This is a genomic window from Schinkia acidoalkalinis, assembly GCF_054301215.1.
In genome coordinates this window covers 3,010,310-3,033,624 of record NZ_CP182573.1, presented here as the reverse complement: position 1 = coordinate 3,033,624, position 23,315 = coordinate 3,010,310, and the positions used below count along the sequence as shown (strand labels likewise).

The 23,315-nt window shown below is 38.3% G+C and carries 22 protein-coding genes and 2 pseudogenes; 3 read left to right on the top strand and 21 right to left on the bottom strand.

All coding sequences use genetic code 11. The features are described 5' to 3' along the window. The first annotated feature begins 133 nt into the window (after positions 1-133). Complete coding sequence (locus tag ACNQFZ_RS15345) at positions 134-2,290, top strand: cell division protein FtsA (protein ID WP_458412198.1); 2,157 nt, start codon at positions 134-136, stop codon at positions 2,288-2,290. Between the two features lie 32 nt (positions 2,291-2,322). Here the strand turns inward: ACNQFZ_RS15345 and ytxJ are convergent, their stop codons facing one another. The 10 genes and pseudogenes from ytxJ to ACNQFZ_RS15295 form a co-directional block, all read right to left on the bottom strand. Then, positions 2,323-2,649 (bottom strand): bacillithiol system redox-active protein YtxJ, encoded by a 327-nt coding sequence (ytxJ, locus tag ACNQFZ_RS15340; protein WP_458412197.1) that lies wholly within the window; start codon positions 2,647-2,649, stop codon positions 2,323-2,325. Between the two features lie 17 nt (positions 2,650-2,666). Further along, complete coding sequence (locus ACNQFZ_RS15335) at positions 2,667-3,050, bottom strand: YtxH domain-containing protein (RefSeq protein WP_458412196.1); 384 nt, start codon at positions 3,048-3,050, stop codon at positions 2,667-2,669. Continuing rightward, positions 3,040-3,483, bottom strand: a complete 444-nt coding sequence (locus tag ACNQFZ_RS15330; protein WP_458412195.1) for a DUF948 domain-containing protein — start codon at positions 3,481-3,483, stop codon at positions 3,040-3,042. Before ACNQFZ_RS15330 ends, ACNQFZ_RS15335 begins: the two co-directional genes overlap by 11 nt. A 288-nt stretch (positions 3,484-3,771) precedes the next feature. Further along, positions 3,772-5,220 carry an RNA-guided endonuclease TnpB family protein gene (locus tag ACNQFZ_RS15325; RefSeq protein WP_458412194.1) on the bottom strand — a complete coding sequence of 483 codons (1,449 nt, stop codon included), beginning with the start codon at positions 5,218-5,220 and terminating at the stop codon, positions 3,772-3,774. Between the two features lie 34 nt (positions 5,221-5,254). Next, positions 5,255-5,492, bottom strand: a pseudogene (locus ACNQFZ_RS15320) (transposase). A 119-nt stretch (positions 5,493-5,611) separates the two neighbouring features. Continuing rightward, the gene (locus ACNQFZ_RS15315; protein WP_458412193.1) at positions 5,612-6,613 is read right to left on the bottom strand and encodes an RHS repeat domain-containing protein; all 1,002 of its coding nucleotides are present in this window, start codon (positions 6,611-6,613) and stop codon (positions 5,612-5,614) included. A gap of 514 nt (positions 6,614-7,127) precedes the next feature. Then, entirely contained in the window at positions 7,128-7,367 is a 240-nt protein-coding gene (locus tag ACNQFZ_RS15310; RefSeq protein ID WP_458412192.1) for a DUF1871 family protein, read from the bottom strand. Between the two features lie 12 nt (positions 7,368-7,379). Beyond that, a complete protein-coding gene (locus ACNQFZ_RS15305; protein ID WP_458412191.1) occupies positions 7,380-7,562 on the bottom strand; it encodes a hypothetical protein in 183 nt (60 codons plus the stop codon). 197 nt (positions 7,563-7,759) lie between these two features. Next, positions 7,760-8,992, bottom strand: a complete 1,233-nt coding sequence (locus ACNQFZ_RS15300) for an IS110 family RNA-guided transposase (protein WP_458412190.1) — start codon at positions 8,990-8,992, stop codon at positions 7,760-7,762. A 131-nt stretch (positions 8,993-9,123) separates the two neighbouring features. Next, positions 9,124-9,900: a recombinase family protein gene (locus ACNQFZ_RS15295; protein ID WP_458412189.1), complete on the bottom strand. Its 777-nt coding sequence runs from the start codon at positions 9,898-9,900 to the stop codon at positions 9,124-9,126. Between the two features lie 164 nt (positions 9,901-10,064). Here ACNQFZ_RS15295 and ACNQFZ_RS15290 point away from each other — a divergent pair, with 164 nt between their 5' ends. After that, on the top strand, positions 10,065-10,265 hold the full coding sequence (locus ACNQFZ_RS15290) for a helix-turn-helix domain-containing protein (protein WP_458412188.1): 201 nt from the start codon (positions 10,065-10,067) through the stop codon (positions 10,263-10,265). Between the two features lie 326 nt (positions 10,266-10,591). Here the strand turns inward: ACNQFZ_RS15290 and ACNQFZ_RS15285 are convergent, their stop codons facing one another. From ACNQFZ_RS15285 to ACNQFZ_RS15240, 10 genes and pseudogenes are all read right to left on the bottom strand, one after another. Continuing rightward, on the bottom strand, positions 10,592-10,789 hold the full coding sequence (locus ACNQFZ_RS15285; protein WP_458412187.1) for a DUF4926 domain-containing protein: 198 nt from the start codon (positions 10,787-10,789) through the stop codon (positions 10,592-10,594). A 9-nt stretch (positions 10,790-10,798) separates the two neighbouring features. Next, a complete protein-coding gene (locus ACNQFZ_RS15280; protein ID WP_458412186.1) occupies positions 10,799-13,219 on the bottom strand; it encodes an RHS repeat domain-containing protein in 2,421 nt (806 codons plus the stop codon). Positions 13,220-13,549: 330 nt separating this feature from the next. After that, positions 13,550-13,864 (bottom strand): annotated as a pseudogene (locus ACNQFZ_RS15275) (tRNA threonylcarbamoyladenosine dehydratase); the annotation flags it as partial. A gap of 109 nt (positions 13,865-13,973) precedes the next feature. Then, positions 13,974-15,278, bottom strand: coding sequence for a UDP-N-acetylmuramate--L-alanine ligase (gene murC, locus ACNQFZ_RS15270; protein WP_458412185.1), 1,305 nt, complete (start codon positions 15,276-15,278; stop codon positions 13,974-13,976). A 247-nt stretch (positions 15,279-15,525) separates the two neighbouring features. Beyond that, positions 15,526-18,231, bottom strand: a complete 2,706-nt coding sequence (locus ACNQFZ_RS15265) for a DNA translocase FtsK (RefSeq protein WP_458412184.1) — start codon at positions 18,229-18,231, stop codon at positions 15,526-15,528. A gap of 32 nt (positions 18,232-18,263) precedes the next feature. Next, the gene (locus tag ACNQFZ_RS15260; protein ID WP_458415405.1) at positions 18,264-19,049 is read right to left on the bottom strand and encodes a DUF1444 domain-containing protein; all 786 of its coding nucleotides are present in this window, start codon (positions 19,047-19,049) and stop codon (positions 18,264-18,266) included. 53 nt (positions 19,050-19,102) lie between these two features. Beyond that, complete coding sequence (locus ACNQFZ_RS15255; protein ID WP_458412183.1) at positions 19,103-19,417, bottom strand: thioredoxin family protein; 315 nt, start codon at positions 19,415-19,417, stop codon at positions 19,103-19,105. A gap of 22 nt (positions 19,418-19,439) precedes the next feature. Then, positions 19,440-19,985: a hypothetical protein gene (locus tag ACNQFZ_RS15250; protein ID WP_458412182.1), complete on the bottom strand. Its 546-nt coding sequence runs from the start codon at positions 19,983-19,985 to the stop codon at positions 19,440-19,442. Between the two features lie 11 nt (positions 19,986-19,996). After that, positions 19,997-20,515 carry a DUF84 family protein gene (locus ACNQFZ_RS15245; protein WP_458412181.1) on the bottom strand — a complete coding sequence of 173 codons (519 nt, stop codon included), beginning with the start codon at positions 20,513-20,515 and terminating at the stop codon, positions 19,997-19,999. Positions 20,516-20,531: 16 nt separating this feature from the next. Then, a complete protein-coding gene (locus tag ACNQFZ_RS15240) occupies positions 20,532-21,605 on the bottom strand; it encodes a M42 family metallopeptidase (RefSeq protein WP_458412180.1) in 1,074 nt (357 codons plus the stop codon). 201 nt (positions 21,606-21,806) lie between these two features. On the opposite strand from ACNQFZ_RS15240, the gene ACNQFZ_RS15235 reads away from it, so the two are divergent. Continuing rightward, the gene (locus tag ACNQFZ_RS15235; RefSeq protein ID WP_458412179.1) at positions 21,807-22,115 is read left to right on the top strand and encodes a PepSY domain-containing protein; all 309 of its coding nucleotides are present in this window, start codon (positions 21,807-21,809) and stop codon (positions 22,113-22,115) included. 341 nt (positions 22,116-22,456) lie between these two features. Here the strand turns inward: ACNQFZ_RS15235 and trmB are convergent, their stop codons facing one another. Then, entirely contained in the window at positions 22,457-23,104 is a 648-nt protein-coding gene (gene trmB / locus ACNQFZ_RS15230; protein WP_458412178.1) for a tRNA (guanosine(46)-N7)-methyltransferase TrmB, read from the bottom strand. Between the last annotated feature and the right edge of the window lie 211 nt (positions 23,105-23,315).

The window sequence follows — 23,315 nt, the reverse complement described above, 5'->3', positions numbered from 1 at the left end:
TTTTAAATTTATGTTACATTTCTAAATGATTAGAGTTTATTATAAACAATATAGACTTAAATGTCACGAAGATTTTCTTTATTAATTAAACGCTTTTAAGTGCTAAAGCATTTATCGAAAGGAAGTGTTTTCCTTGTTCGACCAATCCTCTATTTTCGCCTTAGATATCGGAACTAGATCCGTGGTTGGAATTATTTTAAGGAAGAAAGAAAATGGCTATGAAATCATAGATATTGAAGTAAAAGAACACAAAAACCGAGCCATGTTGGATGGACAGATTCATGATGTTCTTGCGGTAGCCAAGCTTATTCAGGAAATTAAAGAAAAATTAGAAAAAAGACATGGTACGTTACATAAAGTTTGTGTGGCTGCTGCAGGCCGTGCCTTAAAAACAAAACAGTCCAGGGTAAGCGTCGATATTTCCGGCAAACCAATCATTAATAAACAAGATATCATCCATCTTGAACTGAGTGCGGTTCAACAAGCACAAAAAGAATTAGCACAAGAGAATATGGCAATTCAAAGTGTCCATTATTATTGTGTAGGCTATTCTGTATTAAGATACCTTCTTGATGAAGATGAAATTGGCAGTCTTGTTGACCAGCAAGGGGAACGGGCTTCCGTAGAAGTGATTGCTACCTTTTTGCCAAAAGTAGTTGTCGAATCCTTACTCGCTGCCCTTCACCGCGCAGGTCTTGAAATGGACGCCTTAACTCTTGAACCAATCGCAGCTATTAATGTCCTTATTCCGCCATCAATGAGAAGGTTAAATGTAGCTTTAGTTGATATTGGCGCAGGTACTTCAGATATTGCCATCACTGATTTAGGAACAGTGATTGCCTACGGAATGGTTCCCATTGCCGGCGACGAAATTACAGAAGCAATCAGTGATCAGTATTTGCTTGATTTCCCGCTGGCTGAAAAAGCCAAAAGAGACTTGTCCACGAATAATGAAATCAAAATCACCGATATTTTAGGATTTGAAACAGAAATTTCAAAAGAGGAAGTCGTCCAAAGTATTTTGGGAAGTTTGGACAAGCTTGCCTCCTCTATCAGCAATGAAATTTTAACACTGAACAATCATAAATCCCCTAAAGCCGTGATGCTTGTCGGGGGCGGTAGTCTAACACCTGAACTGCCAAGTCTTTTAGCAAAAAAGCTGAATCTTCCTGACAATCGTGTCGCCATAAGGGGAATTGATGCAATTCAAGACCTTGAACTTGCCGAACAGATAACAAAAGGGCCTGAGTTGGTTACTCCAATTGGGATTGCCATTGCTGCTAAGAAAAGCCCTATTCAATACATTTCAATTACTGTTAATCAAATGCCGGTTCGTCTTTTTGATATGAAGGAATTAACGGTGGGAGATAGTCTATTAGCAGCAGGAGTTGAGTTAAATAGACTATACGGGAAACCGGGAATGGCCATGATTATAACATTGAATAATCGCGATATTACGATTCCAGGGATACATGGTGGTCCCCCTATTTTATTAAAAAATGGACAAAGGACGTCACTGGATGATGCAATAAACGAAGGAGATTCCATCATAGTTGAAAAAGGTGCAGATGGTAAGTCGGCTGAAATAAAAATGAAAGACTTAATTGAAACTGCGCCAACGATGCAGATTTCTGTGAATGGACTACCTCTTAATATTGATATGGTTATTTTTAAAAATGGGCAAAAGGTTACAATGGAAGAGGCTCTTCAGGACCATGATGTCATTGAAACTAATTATCCCAAAACAATAAACGAACTGTTGCAGATTGTAAAAAACGATGAGTTCCAGCAAATCGCTGAACCATTTTATATTTTTTATAATCGGGCCAAAGTACCATTACCAAAATTCTCTGCCATGGTTTATAAAAACGGTTTAGAAGCAAAAATAACGGCGGCGATTAATAATCAGGATCAAATAACAATCAAGCAAGGAGCCAGCCCAACTGTTAAAGATTTATTGGATGAAAAGGGACTGTCAATGTATTATCAAATCCCGGTTATTTTCAATGGCCAGCAAATCAGCTTACGAAAAAGCGCAGTCGATGTATTCCGGAATGGAGAATTGCTAAATGAAGAAAGTCGATTAAATGCAGGAGACCAGATCCAAGCGATAGAGAAAAAGGTTGAGCCCTTTATTTTTCAAGATATTTTCCGTTATGTCCAAATCCAATTGCCAAATGAACATTCCGGCAATTTTACACTTTTAAAAAATGGCAGCAAAGCTACCTTTTTTGAAAGACTAGCACCAGGCGATGAACTTGCTATTGAGTGGCCGTTGGTGACAACATAAAAACAGAAAAGGAGACAGATCCTTTTCTGTTTTTATTTATCAATCGCTTGTTTTAATGTAGCTTCTGTGATATCCCAATGGGAGGCATGCCATATTACTTTACCCTCTGCAAAGAGTAGGGCTTGCGGAGATTCGTGCTTCACCCCAAAGTGTTGAGCAACATAGTTTGAAAGCGGCCTTGCATCCTGAACATACAAATAATAGGTTGGAAAATCTGATTGTGACGTAAACTTCTCATACTCGTCAAAAGCATTTCCACTGATTGGGCAGGTTACACTATGTTTAATTAATAAAAATTTTTCATTACTAGTTACTATGCCGGTAAATTCTTCAACCGATGTTACTTGTTGTTTGCTCATATTTCTCTCCTAACAACCTATAGTTTTTGCTCTTCTTCTTTCACACCATCAATATCTTCCTCAACACGAGCATTTTCCATTCCGGCAACTTCCACTGCAGCAGCAGCTTCCCCATTATTTCCTTCCATTGCCGTCAATTGTTCTTCAACTAGATCTTCGTCATTTTGGCAGCAGCCAACACTTTTCACTTTATCAAGTAATACCGTCGTTTTTTGTTTTGCACTTTCGGCCAGTCTTTCGCCTTTTTCTTTAGCAATATGAGCTTGTTCGTTAATGCTTGTACGCAGTTCTCTGCCTGACTTTGGAGTCCATAATAATGCAATGGAGGCCCCTACAATACCACCGATTAATGTGCCAATTAAAAAATCTTTACTGTTAATCTGATCTTGATTATTGCTCATTTGATTCCCCTCCAATTTTTGGTTTTTTGTTTTCCTTTATGCGTTTCCAAATATCGATGACAGCTGTACTCCAGCTAACAACCTGTGTCACTGACTCATTTTTTTGTTCAGCTTCATAGCTCACTTTATCAGCAACTTTGCGAAAAGATGAATTTAAACGCTGAACAGTCTCGCCTACATCACGAATCGAAGTTACCAAAGTATTTACAGATTCAGACTTTTTTTGGATGTCCTCCATTAGCTCATTTGTCTTGTGAAGCAAAGTCGTCGTTTCAGAAGTAACACCCTGCAGTTGTTTTTCAAGTCCATCTAGTGTTTGCGCCACGCTGTCCAATGTTCGATTAACAGAGTTAAGCATTTTGTTGACATAAATTACGAGGATTGTGAATGCAATTGCGATTAGAGCGATACTAAAATATAAAACTTCGATCATTACTAAAGAGGCCTCCTCTATTTTCATACTTACCCTAATATAACTATATCAAACATTCTCTTCAAAGGTATAAATTTCCTCTCGTTTTAGGGTAAAATATTTGTCTGAACCTCTCATGACTAAAGTCACGAGGTTCTAAGGTACTGTCCAAACTTCGTTTGGATGACACTCGCAAGCGAGTGCGGACACCAACCACTGATTTGGTTTCCCTTAAACTTTCATGGGAAAAGCTACTTGTGCAGCTTTAACGCCCTGTGGGCTCGGTTCAAAACCCTTGAATCTCTGTTTTTACAATCCAATATTGCTTCTTTGATTTTGGTTTAAATGTTTCATTCGTTCCATCTCTTGTTCATGTAATTCGTAAAAGTGTTGCCATGTTTCCTTTGCACGATTTACGTCTATTTCACGTAGATTATCCTTCGTATTCATGATTAAAAAGGCACTATATAGGTCCCGTTGCACGTCTCCTTGTTCAAAGTGATTCCATCTTTTTGATAATGGTTTCTTCACATAGTTTTGTGTGAAATGGTCAAATTGGCTGGCTTTTACTTTGGCTGTATCTATCTTTTTAATACGTAAGCCGTGATACGTAAGTTTGTTGTCAATGATGGTAATCAGCATAGCCGGTGCACGACTCGCTATTGATTTACCAAATCGTTTCTTGGCATTTATTTTTCCAGTCTTTTCATTGATGGTTGTTTCTTTTGCCTTTCGCTGCAAGCCCTTGAAATTCATCTGTTCCACCCGAATGTCTAGGCCAAGTGAAAGGAGATGGTTGGCAAGCTTATTGTGTGATTGTTTACGCTTGTCCGCCATCTTCCGCTGAATTTCCGCCAGTTTTAGCCTTGTCTTTATATAGTTTTTACTGTGAATCCATTTTTCTTTGTTCCCTTTCGTAATGGCTCCATCTTCATTGAATTTGTTTGGATTGTTTGCTCTTCGTTGTCGGTCCAGCTTACGGAGCAGAATCCGTTTCTGCTTTTCATCTACTTTAATGTTTTCGGCTAATTCTAGGAGCCCTACTTCTGTTTCACTAGCAAAGGCTAAGGTGGACGTTCCTATGTCCAAACCAACTCGAGCATTCTCGTTGGTAGAGTACTTTTGGTTTCGCTTTCTTGGTGGAAAACCAGCTAATGCCATTTGCACAAAATAACGACTTTGACCACGAATGATCTTTTGAAGTAAACGACAATATTTAATTTTATCAAGCAGCGCAATGTAAGCGTATTCATCTTTAGGTTTTAAAATAACGGGCATGACAAGCCCAAGCCACTCCACCCTTTTTTTATCCTTAAAATAGCGGAAGCCTGTTTGATTTGTTTTTTCTTCAACAGAGAAAAATTGTCCTTTCGGACAAAAGCGAACCTTTTTCCCTTTCCCATACATCACTCTTTCTACAGCTGAAAAGGCTCGTTCTGCGAGATTTTGTGCCATTTGTGAGCCAATATTCTTTTTGAATAGGCGCCCCATCTCTTGCACATACATATTTAACGAGTATTTATCCATACCGTATCGTTCTTTGATTTGTCTAAGGTGTTGATTGCGCTCTTTTCCTTTCTCCATCCGAACAGCGCCCCAGTAACTAGGGTTTCTTACCATATATTTATAGCGGCGGAGGGCTTCACCTAGACAGGCATTATAGATTTGTCGCGCAATTTCTAATCGTTTTTCCAAGATATATTCTTGCCAGCGTTCTGTTTTTAATGGCAATGTTAGGATATAGGTTGGGCCTACCATCAGGATTCAGCTCCTTTCGCTATTTTTTTCTTACCTAGCTCTTCTTTTGTTGGTTTTGAATGTAGCAACGAATTTGTTCTTTAGTATTCTCACTTACCGTCGCAACAAAGTAGCTTGGATTCCAGAGATGCCCACCCCATAATCGCTTGTATAATCGTTTTAATGTCAGCCTCAATTTGATCAACCAAAACATCATGTCGATATTTTACGCACCAAACAAGATGATATTGAAAAGAATAGACATATTCACGACCATGATGGACCTCTGCCATACAAGTCACCTCAGTTTTATCTTAACATAGGTAGAGCTTCCTTTCCTTTATTTTTTATCATTTATACTAACTTTTTGGTAATATATGTCGGTATATTGACAGGGCATAAGCCCTGCCCCTTACCGAAGCTCATTCATCCCACGACTAAAGTCACGAGTGTTCTGGGCTCTTTCATAAAACCCATTTTTATCCTCGTTTTGGAAAAGCGCAGAAGTATGACCTGCTCCACCAGCCGCTTTCCTCGCTGTAACAATTATCGCGTCATTTCCACTTGGATCGATGTGTTTTAATGGATTATTATAAACATACGTATAAAGATTCAAGCTCAGCGGATTCGTTATATCCCCTTCATACGTATCCTCACTTATAAATCGTCCAACCCCAGCTGCATAATACCTTGCCTGCGCAAAATGCAATCCTGTTGATGGATCATATTGATACCCTGTAAATCCAAATGGATTGGATGACTTACTCAAACCTAATGCCATTTTGAGGCCATTTGGTGTTCCAAATTCATCATAACTATATCTTTCAGTCGTTTTACCCTTGCTGTCAACCAGTCTGATTGGGCTTCCAAGCTCATCTTGCAAGTAGTACTTCTTCTGAACTGAACTTTTTGGATTGAATAGGTTTTTACTACCTTGGTTTGATTGATCAGTCATACTGATCACATCAAGCCCATAGACAAAAGTAGAACGTGTGGTACCGTCTTCCATCCCTATAAGGTTGTTATATGGACTGGTGATATCCATGGTATAGTCTATATTTTTTGACCCCAATTTAAGGTAGCCAAATGCATCAAATGCATCATCCGTTTTCAGATAGTTTGATAGCACACCCTCCTTATCCTTAAGGGTGGCCATTACTTCATCAAAAAGTTCCCCTATATCTGCATTCTTGAGATGCCCTTTTTCTATGCTCTGGCTGACTCTTCTTCCAAGCCCATCGTAAGAAAAAGTGGTAGATTCATTTTTCCAATTCGTTACTTTTTCAAGCTGATTGGCCGCATTGAAGGTGTACTCTGATAAAACCTTGTCGCCAAAGAGAGTCTTTGTTACATTGCCTCGATTGTCATATTCCATTTTTACTTTTTCTTGAAAGGGTTTTCTTTTAAAATCCATTAAACTGCTTCGAATTACCCCGGAAAGCCTTTCTCCAATATCATAATTGTCATTTTAAGCATACATTACTTTAATAGAAACTTCATTTTACAATCTATTAATCTTTTGACAAAATCTATCAATATTCGAGTTGTGCCAGGAACCTAAAACTTTTCGGATTGTCTGCTTCCCCACAGTTGTTATTCTTATAGTTCTCGTTCTTCCCAATTGTTTAGTCCTTCCCTTATCCTCTGAGTTGGATAAGGTACTATGACCTCTGCTGACTTCTGATCGTTCAGCTATTCATCACTGAATAGGTTACCAAGTTAACTAGGCGTTTCGGTCAGACCTCCCCAGGTAAGAGTACAGTCCTTCCCTCCATCAATCTGCTTCATTTACTCTGTATCACCTTTGGCAGAAAGGACTTTGTTTTGTGTTCCCACTCAATAAATCTTAACTACAATAATAGAAGCACCCAACAAAAAAGAAACCTTGAAGAAAAAAAACTTCAAGGTTCAAATATATACTAAAATTCTTATTGATACTTCATTATTTCTTCTGCAATTACTCTACATTCCTCAATAGATTTTGAAAATTCCTTTCCGAATGATTGCTTGAAAATAATGAAAACTCCTTCAGCTAATTCTTCAATCGAATGAGACTTCCCGAGTGCATGAATTAGTTTTTTAGATTCAAAATTATATTCATCTTTTAAAAGTGGATATATTTCAATTGGATTCCACTTGTTAATTATTTCAATAATCTCATCTTCCATAGGTTACCTCCCTTATTTACCATATAAAGCTTGTGAAAGTGCCTTATATGCATCGTCATATTTACTCTTTGGAATAACAGTGACAAGCGTTCCATCATTTGCAACCACAGCAGCTCCATCTTTTGAAAAGAATAAATGCTTGCTCCCATTATTTTGAGAAAGGGCCTTTCCATTTTTAACCCATGATTCTGCCATTTTTTTTGTCACTCCTCTTTCATTCATTCTTTCCAAGGCATGTGAGGAGACTTTTGACCAATCAATTTTTGTTCCAGGATTTTTTACCAATGTTCCTGCTTTCCCGAAGGTATCTCCAATTTTAGCAGTACCCTTAGGAATATCTAAAAATGTATTTTATAAAAGGTGGCAGTTTTTTCAACCACCACCCAAATTGATTAACTAGCTATTGCTTCAGGCATTTTTGGTAGAATATAAGCCGTTTTATTTTTCATCATACCATAGATTATTCTGACTAATCTTCTCATAATGCAAAGCAAAGCTTGTGACTTGGATTTCCCTTCACTTAGCTTCTGATTATAGTAAGTGTAAAACACAGGATTGCGAGGTTTTTTACTTCCTTTACAGACTTGGACTTGTTGTACAGCTAGGTTATAGAAGGTATCATATAGCTTTCGGTTGCCTTGCTTTGTTTTCTTCATCGTTTCTTTACCACCCGAACCCATTCTAATAGGGGCTATCCCTGCGTATCTTGCTAGTTTGTCAGAGTTTGCGAACCGATGAATGTCTCCGATTTCTGCAATTAAAGCGGAAGAAGTAACGATATCAATTCCTGGCATAGTGACAAGCTGCATACCTAACTTCTGAATTGTCACTTTTATTTCTTTTTCAACCTTCTTAATTTCCTGTTTCTTAAAGCTAATATCTCGAACTATGCTCTGAATGATAAAATCTCTAGAGGTCTGATATTCTCGTTTAACTTCTCCATCAGCTTGAACAAGGGATAATATCAGTTCTGCTTTTCTAGTTGAACAAGCATGGCTACTCGCTTCTAATAGAAATGTCCGTAGTTTCTCTACCGTTTTCCCCTCCAAATGAGATGGTGAAGGATAGCTTTCCCAAAAAGCCAAAGCGGTTTTCCCATCCACTTCTGAAAAGAAATCTTTATAGCTTGGATAATGATAGTTTAATTGCATATGTAATTGGTTCTTTAAAGCAGTTTGTGCTTTTACTAAAGCGTTTCTTCTACCAACAAGTTGTGCAATTATCCAATGAATATCGGATGGTGTAGCTTCAGGCAAATAAGGTAGGTCACGTATTAAAACCCTTGCCACACATTGAGCGTCCCAACTATCATTCTTTTGTGTCATCGCAAAGCTATTCCGTTCTGAATTGGATAAAGAGGAATTGACAAACTTCACGATGTAGCCTTGTTCTATCAGAAATAATGCTAAATCCCTTCCATAGCCGCCCACATCTTCTAATCCAAATACAGGGGTCAAACCTTCTGTTAAGTACCTATTCACATACTCTAGTAAATTCGGAAAAATGGATGGCTTATTTTGAAACGTCATTTCTCCTAGCTTTTCAAACCAACAATCCAATATCACCGCTGTATGCTGAAACTTATGTAAATCCAGTCCTATATAAATATACTTATCTCTTCTCATCAGAAAACTTCACCCCTATATTCGATTGAACGGCTAAAGCAAGACAGAGAATGTCGGCAACCTTAGGTCGAGCGTTAGTCTTAGAGACTCGCAAGGGTACGAAAGCCTATCCATTCTCTATCTGTTAACCGTTATAAAATGGCTTGATGTTTGCCATTTGCCGTTATTTCACCATAGCAGTATAAGCCGCTATAAAATGCCTTTCTATCCAAAATCCTTTTGACTTGGACTTTGGTAAACAATTTTCCTTGTTTCGTTCGATGTCCTTCTTCATTCAGTTGTTCCGCTAGTTGAGTTAAAGACCATGAAGGATACTGTACCTTTAAGTCAAACACTCTTTGTACGGTCTGTGCCTGTCTATCATCTATGACAAGCCTTTTTTGACCTTTCTTCACTTTGTAGCCTAATGCAACATTCCCGCCTGCATAGCCGCCCTGTTGGGCTTTCTTATTTCGCCCTCTCCCTTGCTTCAAAGAGATTTCTAATCGTTGGTATTGGTCTAATAACTCCATTAAACCATTGATTAAAAAATCGCTAGGGTCTTTCTTGTGGATACTATACTGTGGCTGTTCAATACTCCGAATGTCCACTCCATACTTTTTCAATTCTCGATGGACTAACACTTTCACAATGTCTGACCGCCATAAACGGCTTGTATTAAGTGTGACAACATAATCCACATCACGGAGAGAGAGATACTCCAACATTTCCTGAAAGCCCATTCTGTCCACTTCTAAAGCTTCTTCATCGACTTTAGCCCCACTGATACCCTCATCCTTAAACAAGCGTAAAAGCGTGTCTCCTTGTGCCTGGCAATAGGCTTTAATTTCATCTTCTTGGTAAGCAAGGCTATATCCATCCCTTGCTTGACCTTGTGTAGATACTCGAATATATCCGATAACATTCACAATAGTTTCCCCCTCCGTTACGCTAATCTCAATTAACGTAACGCTTAGCCGCTATATTTAGTATAAATTTATTGTATGCGGCTTTAGCGATACATTCAACCCCTTTACCGATACAAATTTATTGTGTATCGTAAAAGTAATATAAACAGAGGAAGGGAAATATCATGCCTATATCAATCAAACTTAAAGAAATCTTGAAAGAACGTGACCTTTCACAACGTGAATTGGCACGTATGGCTGGGCTGCGGCCAAATACAATTAGCCATCTTTGTTCAGACAATGTGGACAGGGTTTACCTATCAACACTAGAAACAGTATGTAAAGTATTAGAAATCAACATTCAGGAGTTAATAGAGGTGGAGTAGTCCTCTTGTTCTAGTAATCGTTCTATGTACGTAAAAGTTGCGAATAAATTTAAAAGGCAGGGAGAAAGCGAAGGTATGGCTTTGAAGAATAGAAATGGTAGTAACTGATTAAATTATGGTTATTTACTTAAAGAAATAAAGAGTAAATAGGGCATACGTTTTAAAGGTGTTGTACGTACTATATAATTTCGTAAAAACATAATATGGGACTTACAGGGATTACTCGTATTCTCTGCATAAAAAATGAACTATTCGTCACTGGGTAGCCCCACCAACAAAAAAGAAACCTTGAAAGGCATTAAGCCAATCAAGGTTTTATCATAAAATTATTTTAGTTTAGCTATCTGATTTGATTGATAAACTCCTTGGAACTTGACTCTACCCTCTTCATCTACAAACTCAACTTCATAAGCTTTATTAGGTGTTTCATAAACCATTATTACAGTGCCTATATCCCCTTTTTTTACCCCCTCATTAGGGTTATCTTCTAAAATTATCACAGTTTCGTTAACTTCAAAACTCATTATCTTCACCTACTTTACAAATAGTGTAGTCATTTCAGGTGTATTTGAGCCACTCTTAATAATCCATCCTGTTCTAACTGTGGCAGTTTTACCGTTTGCACCTTTTATTAGCATATCAACAGTATATCTTTGACCGTATTGGTCTGCTTTCCCTAATGTAGCAGGTGTGTTTGCTAGATTTTTCTGAATTTGTTTCATTAGTTTACCAGCATTAGATTGATTATACCCTAGAGCACTCTCAAATACTTTTGCTTTATTCCCTCCAACTGGATGATTAGGATTTAAGGCATAATCAGTTAGTTTTCTAGGGTCTATTGTAGCTTTACTAAAGTTAGGAATAGCATTATCTATACCCTTAGGCTTAATTAATCCTTTAACCCAATCCCAACCCTTTGAAATTCCTGATTTCGCTCCATTATAGATAGCTGGAGCCTCAGCCATTCCACCTGTAACGAAACCTGCACAGTCACTATCGTAAGCACATCCTATAAAAGCATCAGTTATTCCTGTGTTATCACAGTCGAGATGAATCGCTCCGTCGGGGTACCATTTTCCCTTAGCTATCCCATTTTCAAATATAGTTCTTCCAAAGTTGATAGCATTGCTATCGTTAATATAACTTGATGTACCGACATCACGGAACACCTCTCCATCTGTTCCGCTGTTACAGCCGCCCGGATGAGACCAATTTCCATCAGCAGACGTACACCAATACCCCGTAGGGTCAACATTATTTACCGGGTTATTTTGAACGAAGGTGTAAGGGTTAAGACTCAGTGGATTCGTAATTTCCCCTTTATATCCATCCTCACTTATAAATCGTCCAACCCCAGCTGCATAATACCTTGCCTGTGCAAAATGCAATCCTGTTGACGGATCATATGGATACCCTGTAAATCCAAATGGATTGGATGACTTGCTCAAACCTAATGCCATTTTGAGGCCATTTGGTGCTCCGAATTCATCATAACTATATCTTTCAGTCGTTTTACCTTTGCTGTCAACCAGTCTGATTGGGCTTCCAAGCTCATCTTGCAAGTAGTAATTCTTCTGAACTGAACTTTTTGGATTGAATAGGTTTTTATTGCCTTGGTTTGATAGCGTTTGATCAGTCATACTGATCACATCAAGCCCATAGACAAAAGTAGAACGTGTGGTACCGTCTTCCATCCCTATAAGGTTGTTATACGGACTAGTGATATCCATGGTATAGTCTATATTTTTTGACCCTGATTTAAGGGAGCCAAATGCGTCAAATGCATCATCCGTTTTCAGATAGTTTGATAGCACACCATCCTGATCCTTAAGGGTGGCCATTACTTCATCAAAAAGTTTCCCTATATCTGCATTTTTGGGATACCCTTTTTCTATGCTCTGACTAACTCTTCTTCCAAGCCCATCATAAGAAAAAGTGGTCGATTCATTTTTCCAATTCGTTGCTTTTTCAAGCTGATTGGCCGCATTGAAGGTGTACTCTGATAAAACCTTGTCGCCAAAGAGGGTCTTGGTTACATTACCTCGATTGTCATATTCCATTTTGACTTGATCTTGAAATGCTTTTCCTTTGGCATTAAATATGGTACTTCCTGAAATCTCTGAAAGCCTTCCCTCAGCATCATAATTGTAATTCTCAGCATATATCACTTTATTGAACGCTACATGATCATGTCGGAGTCTGTTTCCAAGTTTATCGTAGAAATACTTTTCAACCGTCTTGTTGGGATTAGTTACTTCAGTCAATTGGTACAAAGAATCATACTGATACTTTGTCATTCCTTCAGTCGGTTCATTCGGATCAAGCACGGATGATAATAGTCCATCACCTTGGTGCTTCCTTTCAATACTGGTCTTATTCCCTACCGCATCATAGGCATAATTGTACGCATCTACTACTTTCCCTTTATTATCTTTGTTGGTCATACTATTAAGCCTTGAAAGAGCATCATAGCTGTACTCTGTCTTCATGCCATTGGGAAGAAGTTTCTCCGTGACATTACCTAGGATATCATATTTGTAAGTTGTACTGGCCTGATCTGCATCTGTTACTTTTTGTAGCCTTCCCATCGAATCATAATCATAGTTGACAAGACTGCCATCAGGATACTTCATGGAAAGCTTTTCTCCCGTTGCACCCCAAGTGTACTCCACGGTTTTGTCTTTATAATCATTTACCTTTTTAATTCTTCCAAGCACATCAAGATCAAAGCTGGTTGTTCCAAGCCAGTCGATGATTTTGGTCATCTGTCCAAGCGGGTTGTATTCATAGTTTATTTGTTTTCCATCATCATAGAGAACTTCTTTAATGTTACCGATGTTGTCATAATCAAACTGTGTCGTTAAGCCATCTCTATCTGTTGTTGAGAGGGTATTTCCATTTTTGTCATATTTAAAGGACGTTATTTTCCCAGCAGGATTAATTTCCTTTGACAATAGACCTCTTCGATCATATTCATAGGTGGTCATCATATCAGTAGCTTGAGGTAATGATGGATCTATTTCATCACTTTTACTGATCTTCCCGCTTATTATTTAACAAACCTTATTTAAAGGGTCTGTTCCCATAAAAATACCATTTTAATTTACATAAAGATACAATTTTCACATAATTTTCATATTATTCGACAATTTTAGTAGTTATATAACTACTCAACAATAACTATCAAATTCATGTTGGTATACAACCATATCGGCAAAAAACTGAAAAAGACTGACCATTAATGGTCAGCCTTTTTCAGTGCCTCAAACAATCAGCCTCATTTTTTATTCCGGCGCAACTCTATTAATTTTAATATCCTTTAAAATTTCCCTTACAACATAGGCTCCCATGATTAAACCAGCAGTGGAAGGGCAAAATGCATTGGATGCAGGCGGCATTTTTGCTTTTCTAATTGCTGAATTCTCATTGGCAATTTCTTTTCTGATTTCTTCACGAATGACAATCGGGCTTTCGTCTGAAAATACAACAGGAATCCCTTTTCGAATGCCTTCTTTGCGAAGCTTCTACCGCACAATCTTAGCGATTGGATCTGTATGGGTTTTAGAAATATCAGCGATTCGAAATCGTGTTGGGTCAGTGGATCCATGCTATTGGATGAAGGTTCTAATTTCAAGCCTGCAGTGGACTTTCGCACCATGTAAATGCACAAAAAAACAGGGCTACCAGCAAAAGTAACCCTGTTTTTTCCTATATTCCTTTAACTTCTATTTCGTATGCTTCCTGGAATTTTTGAATATCCCCGGCACCCATAAAGATCAACACTGCTTGGTCATGCTGTTTTAATACTTCTGTGTGGTCCTCTTTAATCAGCGCAGCATTTGCAATTTTATTTTGTAAATCTACGATTGTTAAATTGCCATTATTTTCGCGGGCAGAGCCAAAGATATCGCAGAGATAGACGTAATCTGCAAGCGCAAGGCTTTCGGCAAATTGGTCCAAAAACGCTTGGGTACGCGTAAATGTATGCGGTTGAAAAATAGCGACAATATCCCTGTCTGGATACTTTTGTCTTGCTGCTTCAATCGTTGCTTTAATCTCAGTCGGATGGTGGGCATAATCATCAATTAATACTTGATTGCCTGCCTTTTTCTCACTAAATCTACGTTTTACACCTTGATATGTTAATAATTGGTTTTTAATCACGTCTACAGGTATCTCTTCATAATGGCATAACGCAATCACTGCCAATGCATTCAGAACATTATGATCCCCATATGTCGGAATGCTAAAGGAAGAGAAGAGAGTATTACGGATAAACACATCAAATGATGTACCTTCCGGTGTTTTATTCACATTTCTAGCTTCAAAATCGTTCTCAGGATTAAAGCCATAGTATAAAACCGGCACATTGGCATGAATCTTCTGCAACTGTTCATCATCACCACAAGCAATGATTCCTTTTTTCACCTGTAGTGCCATTTGTTGAAAAGCGTCAAAAACATCATCAATGCCGCTAAAATAATCCGGATGGTCAAAGTCAATATTGGTCATAATTGCATAATCCGGATGGTATTTTAGAAAATGGCGTCGGTATTCACAGGCCTCAAAGACGAAATACTTCCCATTTTCCGTACCAACCCCTGTACCATCACCAATCAGATAGGATGTTGGTTTTGCTGCCTTAAGGACATGCGCCAAAAGTCCAGTGGTAGATGTTTTACCGTGTGCGCCACTGACAGCGATGCTGGTAAACTTCTCAATAAGGTTCCCTAAAAAGGTATGGTACCGATATACAGGCAACCCCCGTTTAATTGCTTCTTGAATTTCCTCATGGTCGTCTGGAAAGGCATTTCCAGCTATAATAGTTTGGTCACTTTTTATATTCTCTTTTGTAAATGGTAAAATTTTAATATGTTTATTTTCAAGCGCTTGTTGTGTAAAAAAGCGTTTATCAACATCGGAACCTTGGACCTCATAATTCATATCACTAAGAATTTGCGCCAAAGCACTCATCCCCGTCCCTTTGATTCCAACAAAGTGGTAAACTGTCATAAAAAGAACCTCCACAATCTAAATCGTAGCTATGTTTAACTGATAAATTTAGTATATGATATTTGCCATATTTCGAGCCTGTTTTTTTATAGCTTATAATTATTGATTATAACTCAACTTTTTCTTATTTGTTAATTGTTTTATTCATTATACCTATCTTTCGGAAAAATAAAAGTGAAGAGGCTATCTCAAAAAATGATTCTGATACTTCACCGTTCCTATCAGACATTTTTAAGACAGCCCAATCTTATTGCATATTTTCTAGCTGCTCCTTTGAAATAAGAACTTCACGAGGTTTAGAACCTTTTGTTTCTGAAACGATTCCTTGCGCTTCCATCATATCTACTAATCTAGCAGCGCGGTTATAGCCAATCCGAAAACGCCGCTGTAGACTTGAAGCAGATGCACTATCTTGTTCGATAACAAATTGGCATGCTTCATCAAATAGTTCATCCTCTGCAGCGATATCAAATGACTGTTTTATAAGTTCCTCTTGAACAAATAAATAATTTGGCTTCATTTGCTTCCTAACAAAATGGGTAACTCTTTCAATTTCCTCGTCCTTTACAAAATTCCCTTGAATTCGAACAGGCTTATTCGATCCATTTTCTAAAAATAGCATATCACCTCGGCCTAATAGCTTTTCAGCGCCGCTTATATCGATAATTGTTCTGGAATCGACCTGTGATGAAACTGAAAATGCGATTCTAGTAGGTACATTTGCTTTAATTAAGCCGGTAATAACATCAACCGAAGGCCGTTGTGTAGCGAGCAGCAAATGGATGCCGCAAGCGCGCGCCTTTTGCGCAATTCGGCAAATGGCATCTTCAACATCAGCCGGAGAGACCATCATTAAATCTGCCAACTCATCAATGATAATCACTAAATACGGCATAATTTCAGCTTTTGGATTTTCATTTAACACCTTTTCATTAAAGCGGGAAATATCACGAACACCTTCATGAGCAAATAATTCATAGCGCCGTTCCATTTCTTCAACAGCCCATTTTAATGCAGCTGTGGCTGCTTTTACATCTGTAATGACAGGGCTGACTAAATGTGGTATGCCGTTATAAGGAGCGAGCTCGACCATTTTCGGGTCAATTAACATCAACTTTACCTCATGTGGTGATGCTTTATATAACAAACTGATAATAATCGAGTTAATACAAACACTTTTCCCTGAACCAGTTGCCCCGGCAATCAAACCATGCGGCATTTTCTTAAGGTCTGTCACTATCGGCTGACCGGAAATATCCAAACCAAGCGCCACAACAAGCGGCGAAGAATCCCTTTGAAATACAGGGCTGCGCAAAATTTCGCGAATTAACACCGGCCGACTTTTCCGATTAGGAACCTCGATACCAATCGTGCTTTTACCAGGGATAGGTGCTTCGATGCGAATATCTCTCGCTGCCAAAGCTAATTTCAAATCATCTGATAGATTCGTAATTTTATTAACACGAACACCTAACTCAGGCTGAACTTCAAATTGTGTAACCGCAGGTCCTTTTGTAGCCTTCACCACTTTGGCGCCAACATTAAAACTTTCAAAGGCATGATCTAACAACTGGCTTTGTTCATGAAGCCATTCTTCATCCTTATCAACTTCCAGTTGCGGCACATCAAGAAGACCTAATGGCGGCTTAATCAGCACGTTGTTATGAACTACATTTACAGGCTGTTTATTAGGAGCTGTTTCCCTGTCTTTCTTTAACATGATGACATTAAATGGCACGCCATTTCTTTTCCTGTTTATTTCTTTTGGTTGATTTTGGTGAGTTTCCTCAAGCTCTGCTTCAACTTTGGTATCAGCATAAGGTGCCTCAAGCGTTGCAGCAACTTCGGGATTAGTATAAATAGCTGAGGCCTCTGTAGCAATTTCAGATTCAACATGAGTTGCTTCAGCCTCTACTTCAATTTCTGAATCTACATGAATTGCTTCGGTCACTGCTTCATTTTCTAAATCAACCTGACCAGCTTCTTCCTCCCCAGCAACTTCGAAATCAGCATAGGTTGCTTCAGCTATTACTTCAATTTCTAAATCAGCCTGACCAGCTTCTTCCTCCCCAGCAACTTCGAAATCAGCATAGGTTGCTTCAGCTATTACTTCAATTTCTAAATCAGCCTGACCAGCTTCTTCCTCCCCAGCAACTTCGAAATTAGCCTGAATATCTTCAGCCCTTGCTTCAATTTCTGAATCAGCATGAACTGCTTCGGCCACTGCTTCAATTTCAAAATCGGCCTGACCAGCTTCTTCCTCCGCAGCAACTTCGAAATCAGCATAGGTTGCTTCAGCTATTACTTCAATTTCCGAATCAGCCATGATTTCATCAACTTCTATAGCATTGACAGATTCAGTTTCTATGGATTTCACTTCCTGAAATTTATCAATTGCAGCTGCTGTCTCTTGCTGAAGCTTCATTTCTTGTTGCTCTGGCCTCTTAAATCCATAAATCGGTGATGGGACTTCCGTTGGTCTAAACGGCTTTTTCGCGTTTGAGTTTGAGTTAACAGTGGTACGATTTATTGGCTCACGGGCTCTTTCTCGGTTACTATCTATATGATGGCTTTGCTCTACGTGATGATGGCTTCTGCCTTTGTTTCGATTTCTGTATTCTTTTCTTGTCATACTTTGGCCATAGTCGTCAGTGGCTAGTGTACTAGTAAAATTCTCTTGGTCAACTTGCCGTTGCCGTGGAGCATTATTCATTATATTAGGATTGGAGTTTGATTTTACAACCGACTCTTGATCATAATTTTCATCTGGGATTAACGGAAAACGAAAATGACCTTTTGGATAATCATAAACGACCTTTGCATCCCGCTTTTGTATATTTTGAAATTTCCGTGGCTGCTCAAGTTGTTCCGGCTCGGAATTCTTCTTGTATTCCAATTCTTCATCGTCTTCATTTTCTAAACCAAATAACCTTTTAAACCAATTATTCTTCATACTATCACTCTTTCTAAACCTTTGTTTCCGCCCTACTTTTGCGCCAGAACAAAGATAGGCTCAAGTTCCTTATTTTCATAAATAAATGGAAGCGCAGTAATCGGTACTCGCCCTTCCGTAAAAAAGTACATTGTCATTTGGCCAAGAATTTTAAAGCCTTGATCATTTCGTATATCTGCAAAGATTAATACATCCTGATGTGGAACGGCAACTGCCATTGTCCCTGTTATTTTGCCCTCCATCTGTTCGAGTAAAGAATCATTTAAGATACGACTGGCATCATAACCATCATTGGTGTTGATAAAATAAAACTGATTACCCGCCACCTCATCTGTTTTATATTTGCTTTCCAGTGAGCGAATATTAAAACGGGCTACTTGCTTTACCTGTTCTTCCTGCCATCCTTCTTGTTCGAGTAAATCTAAGTCTATCAACCGGTATGATGTTCCTAAGTCTAATGCATAGTAAATTCTTGTTTCAGCAGTATGCTCTTCAAAAATGAGTTTTTTCCCGTCCTTTGATTCAGTTGGAAAGGAGGCTGAACGGATTACCGGAAAAATATTCTTTTCTTTTCCCGTTAAACTGTGCTTTTCGGCCATGGCTTTCAGTGCCTCCTCCACATAGTACACCACTTCATCAATGGCCTGTTCTTTTCTTTCTTCCCATTTAGAAACAATCGTCGGTATTGAAATAGTAATTCCTTTGTTCGTTTCTTTATCTTCAATTCGAAGTTGTTCACTCTTATGGTCGTAGGTAACAGTCCAATTGCTGCTTTGCAATCGTTCTATTAAAATATTTTTGATTTTTACACTCGTCATTTTCATAAAGTTTCCCACCTTCAACGAAGATAAATCCCCTTTATAGTTTACGCTTAGTTCAAGCTTTTAATAAAAGCTTCTATTTCTTCCTTTGTTTTTCGATCCTTGCTTACAAAGCGACCTGCTTCATTGCCATTTTTATAAGCAACAAAGCTTGGAATTCCGAAGATATCCATTTCCTGACAAAGGTCAATGAACTGATCTCGATCAACATAGCAAAATTGATACTCTTTCCATTCATTTTCAATTTCCGGCATAATTGGTTCAATGAATCGGCAATCTGGGCACCAATCAGCAGAAAACATAAAAATAACTTGTTCAGTTTCTTTCATTTTATGAAATATCTCAATCGATTCAAGCTTTTTCAAAACAATCAACTCCTAATTTTAATTATTTTTTTGTTTCTTTTTCCGTTGCTTTACCTTTATCGTATTGCACTGAGTTCGTAATCTCCATCATATCTTCGGTATTTCCCACCATATCGCTAACAGTAGTCAAGGTCGTCATTTTGATGCCACCAATCCCGACGATTAGCTCATATTTCTTTTCTTTTGCAGGGGTAATACTTATGTAACCAAACTCGTTATCTTTTTTAAAGGAAGTTATATCCTTGGCTTCTGCCTTCTTCGCGCCCTTTAATTCTTCATAAAGAGCTTCGCTATCCTTTGCTTCACGAGGATTTACGAACAATATATACTCCTGGCCATCCTTTAATAAGATAACATTATTTTCTGTTTGATCTTTTACTTTATAACCTTTTGGAAGATAGTAGCTAAAGCCATTCGTTGTTTTCGTGCTCTCATGACTCTTCTCTTTAAATGTAGTTTCTGCTAACTTTTTGGATTGGTTTACCGCTTCATCTTTCGAAGCACTACAACCGATTAATAAACTAAAGCTCAATAATAGTGTAACAAATCCTTTGCTGTAAGCTTTCATATTACTCTCCTTTAGTTTTCCTTTTGAGAGGCGTATAAATATTGTCCGGCTAATAATTTGACAATATGGGTAAACATTTCTTCCCGCTCCACCAAATTATTTGTAAAAATACCGATTGCCCCTTCCTTTGAGCGGACATCATGTTTTAATGTGTATTCATCCATAACATGAGACAGTTCAAAGCCTTGGTGCAAGCCATTGGCTATTTCAGAAGGGAGAACAATTCTAGCACCACTTGCAATGAATTCTTTCCCATCCTTTAGCTTAAGGGCCCCCCAATTACACAACAACAAGCCTTCCTTCGTCTCCATTACCCCGCCTTCAAGTCCAATGCCTATATCACTATTCGTTTCCATTAAAGCCGCATTGGCTCTGTTTCTCGCACCTAACATTGTTTCCTCATCAGAAAAAGGCTGCACTGAAACGCCTGAAGGAACATCGACCGCGACAATTTCCGGCTCCATTTCTCTAAACACATTTTCAACTGCTGATACTTTTGTTTTATTTTTTGAACCTACTGCTACTTTCATTTATTCGACCATCACCTTAAAATTTTGTCCGAATTGTTTCGACTGTTGTTTTATCTGTTTTTCTTACTAGTGTTTTTAATAATTCTTTTGCTGCTGCATAATCATCAACATGAATAATCGATGCTGGGGTATGAATGTAGCGGGCACAAATGCCGATTACTGCCGATGGAATCCCATTATTCGCCGTATGTACGCGGCCGGCATCTGTTCCACCTTGTGATACAAAGTATTGGTAAGGAATTTTTGCACTCTCAGCAGTATCAAGGATAAATTCGCGAATCCCACGGTGTGTAACCATTGTACGATCAAGAATTCTTAATAATACACCTTGACCTAAATGGCCGAACACATCCTTATCGCCGGAGGCATCATTGGCAGGACTTGCATCCAATGCATAAAAGATGTCAGGTTGAATGAGATTAGCGGCTGTTGCAGCACCCCGTAATCCTACTTCTTCTTGAACGGTTGCCCCTGCATAAAGTACATTTGGAAGTGTTTCATCTTTCGTCTCTTTTAAAAGCTCAATTGCCAGTCCACAACCATAGCGATTATCCCAAGCTTTAGCTAAAATTTTCTTTTCATTAGCCATCGGCGTGAATGGGCAAATCGGAACAATTTGCTGACCAGGTTGGATCCCAATCTTGATTGCATCGTCTTGTGTTTCCGCACCAATATCAATTAACATATTTTTAATATCCATTGGCTTCTTCCTTGTCTCTTCATCAAGCAAATGGGGAGGCACAGACGAAATAACGCCGACAATTGGCCCGTTATCCGTGATAATTTCTACGCGCTGAGCGAGTAGTACTTGGCTCCACCATCCACCTAATGGTTGAAAACGAAGCAAGCCTTTATCAGTAATCTGCGTCACCATAAAGCCGACTTCATCCATGTGACCTGCCACCATAACTTTAGGCCCATCCTCAAGTCCTTTTTTAACACCAAAAATACTGCCTAAATTGTCTTGTATGATTTCATCAGCATATTTTTCAAGTTCGCTTCTCATAAATTTGCGTACATTATGTTCAAAGCCAGAGGCACCTTGAAGTTCTGTTAATGTTTTAAATAACTGCAGCGTTTCATTATTCATCTGACAAAACTCCTTTTTTAGTTGGTTTAACAAACTTACCGCTATATAATTGTACACTATCCAAAAAGAACATGGAATTCACTTGTATTTTTTCACCTACCATACTTATAGTAATGAGTATATAGTAAATTCATGTTTTATTTAATATACGTAGCAAACTTTGTAAATAGTAATATTGAATAGTAGGAACGGAGTGATGGAATGAACTGGAACAAACTTTTGGCGGGCTTTTGTACAGGAATCGTAGTTGGCGCCTTCATTAGCCGAAAGGTAAGTAAGAAGACAATTACATCTGAAACAGCATTACATCTTGCTAAAAAGGCATTTAAAGAGAATGGACCAATTGACGGATCGTGGATTCACATGAATCCGGAAAATATTAAGAAGTTTAATCTACCATATCAAGTTTACCGTGGTGGAATTATGAGAACAGTTGATAACAAATCGGAGCAATATGAATTTTTAGTTGATGCAACTAGCGGTGCGATTCTTGAAATAAATTCGTTATGATAAGATTGCGGACAAAGTTGGGCCCTTTTGCTTCGTACTTGTCCGCATTTTCGCTTTTTGCGGACAAGGTTAGGCCCTTTTGCTACATCCTTGTCCGCATTTTCACTTTTTGTAGACAAAGTTGGGCCCTTTTGCTTCGTACTTGTCTACATTTTCACTTTTTGCAGACAAAGTTGGGCCCTTTTGCTTCGTCCTTGTCTACATTTTCGCTTTTTGCGGACAAGTTAGGCCCTTTTGCTTCGCCCTTGTCCGCATTTTCGCTTTTTGCAGACAATATAAAGCCTGATTGCCCAGTCAATGTCCACAATTTACTCTTAGTTCCAAGTATTCTTTCACAATACTTACGCTTGACGGAATTTCGCTTCACAACGGTAAATTCTATTACCTTTACTCGAGAACTTCTCTTCATATTCGGTCATGACATTCCCTTTTATATCGCTTTTATGAAGATCGAGGCTAATATTTTTAATGAGCATGCCATATCTTGAAAAGCTTTCTAAAGAGAATTCAAATAATCCTTGATTATCCGTTTTCAGATGGACCTCTCCACCTTTAACCAATACTGATTCATATTTGGCTAAGAAAGATTCATGGGATAATCTTCTTTTTTCATGCCGATTTTTTGGCCATGGATCTGAAAAATTTAAATAAATCTGCGAAAGTTCACCCTCTCCAAAAATTGCCGGCAATGTATCAGCATCAATGTTTAATAACCTTACATTCGGCAAATTATTTTCAAGAGTCAAATCTAATGCACTTACAATTACACTCGTATATTTTTCAATTCCAATATAATTGATGTCAGGATTTTGTTTGGCCATTCCATTTATAAATGTACCTTTTCCCATTCCAATCTCGATGTGAATAGGATTGTCATTTTTAAAAACCTCTGTCTTCCATTTCCCGCGAAACTTTTCCGGTGAAATAATAAGAAGATTTGGTTGTTCTTTAATTTTATCATGTGCTCCTGGCTTATTTCGCAATCTCATCTACAAATGCCTCCTTTTACTACAAATTCAAACATACCATCAAATGGTGAAATTGAAAAGATTAGAAATGCTATTCCATCAGTCGATTATTACTTCCTAAAGTGATTGGACACTGCAAATATTTTAATAACGCTAAGTTTTTATGCAGACACGAAAAAACATCTGGGTATTTCAGGGATGTGAGACTATTTTCGTGTTTGTCCGCATAAAA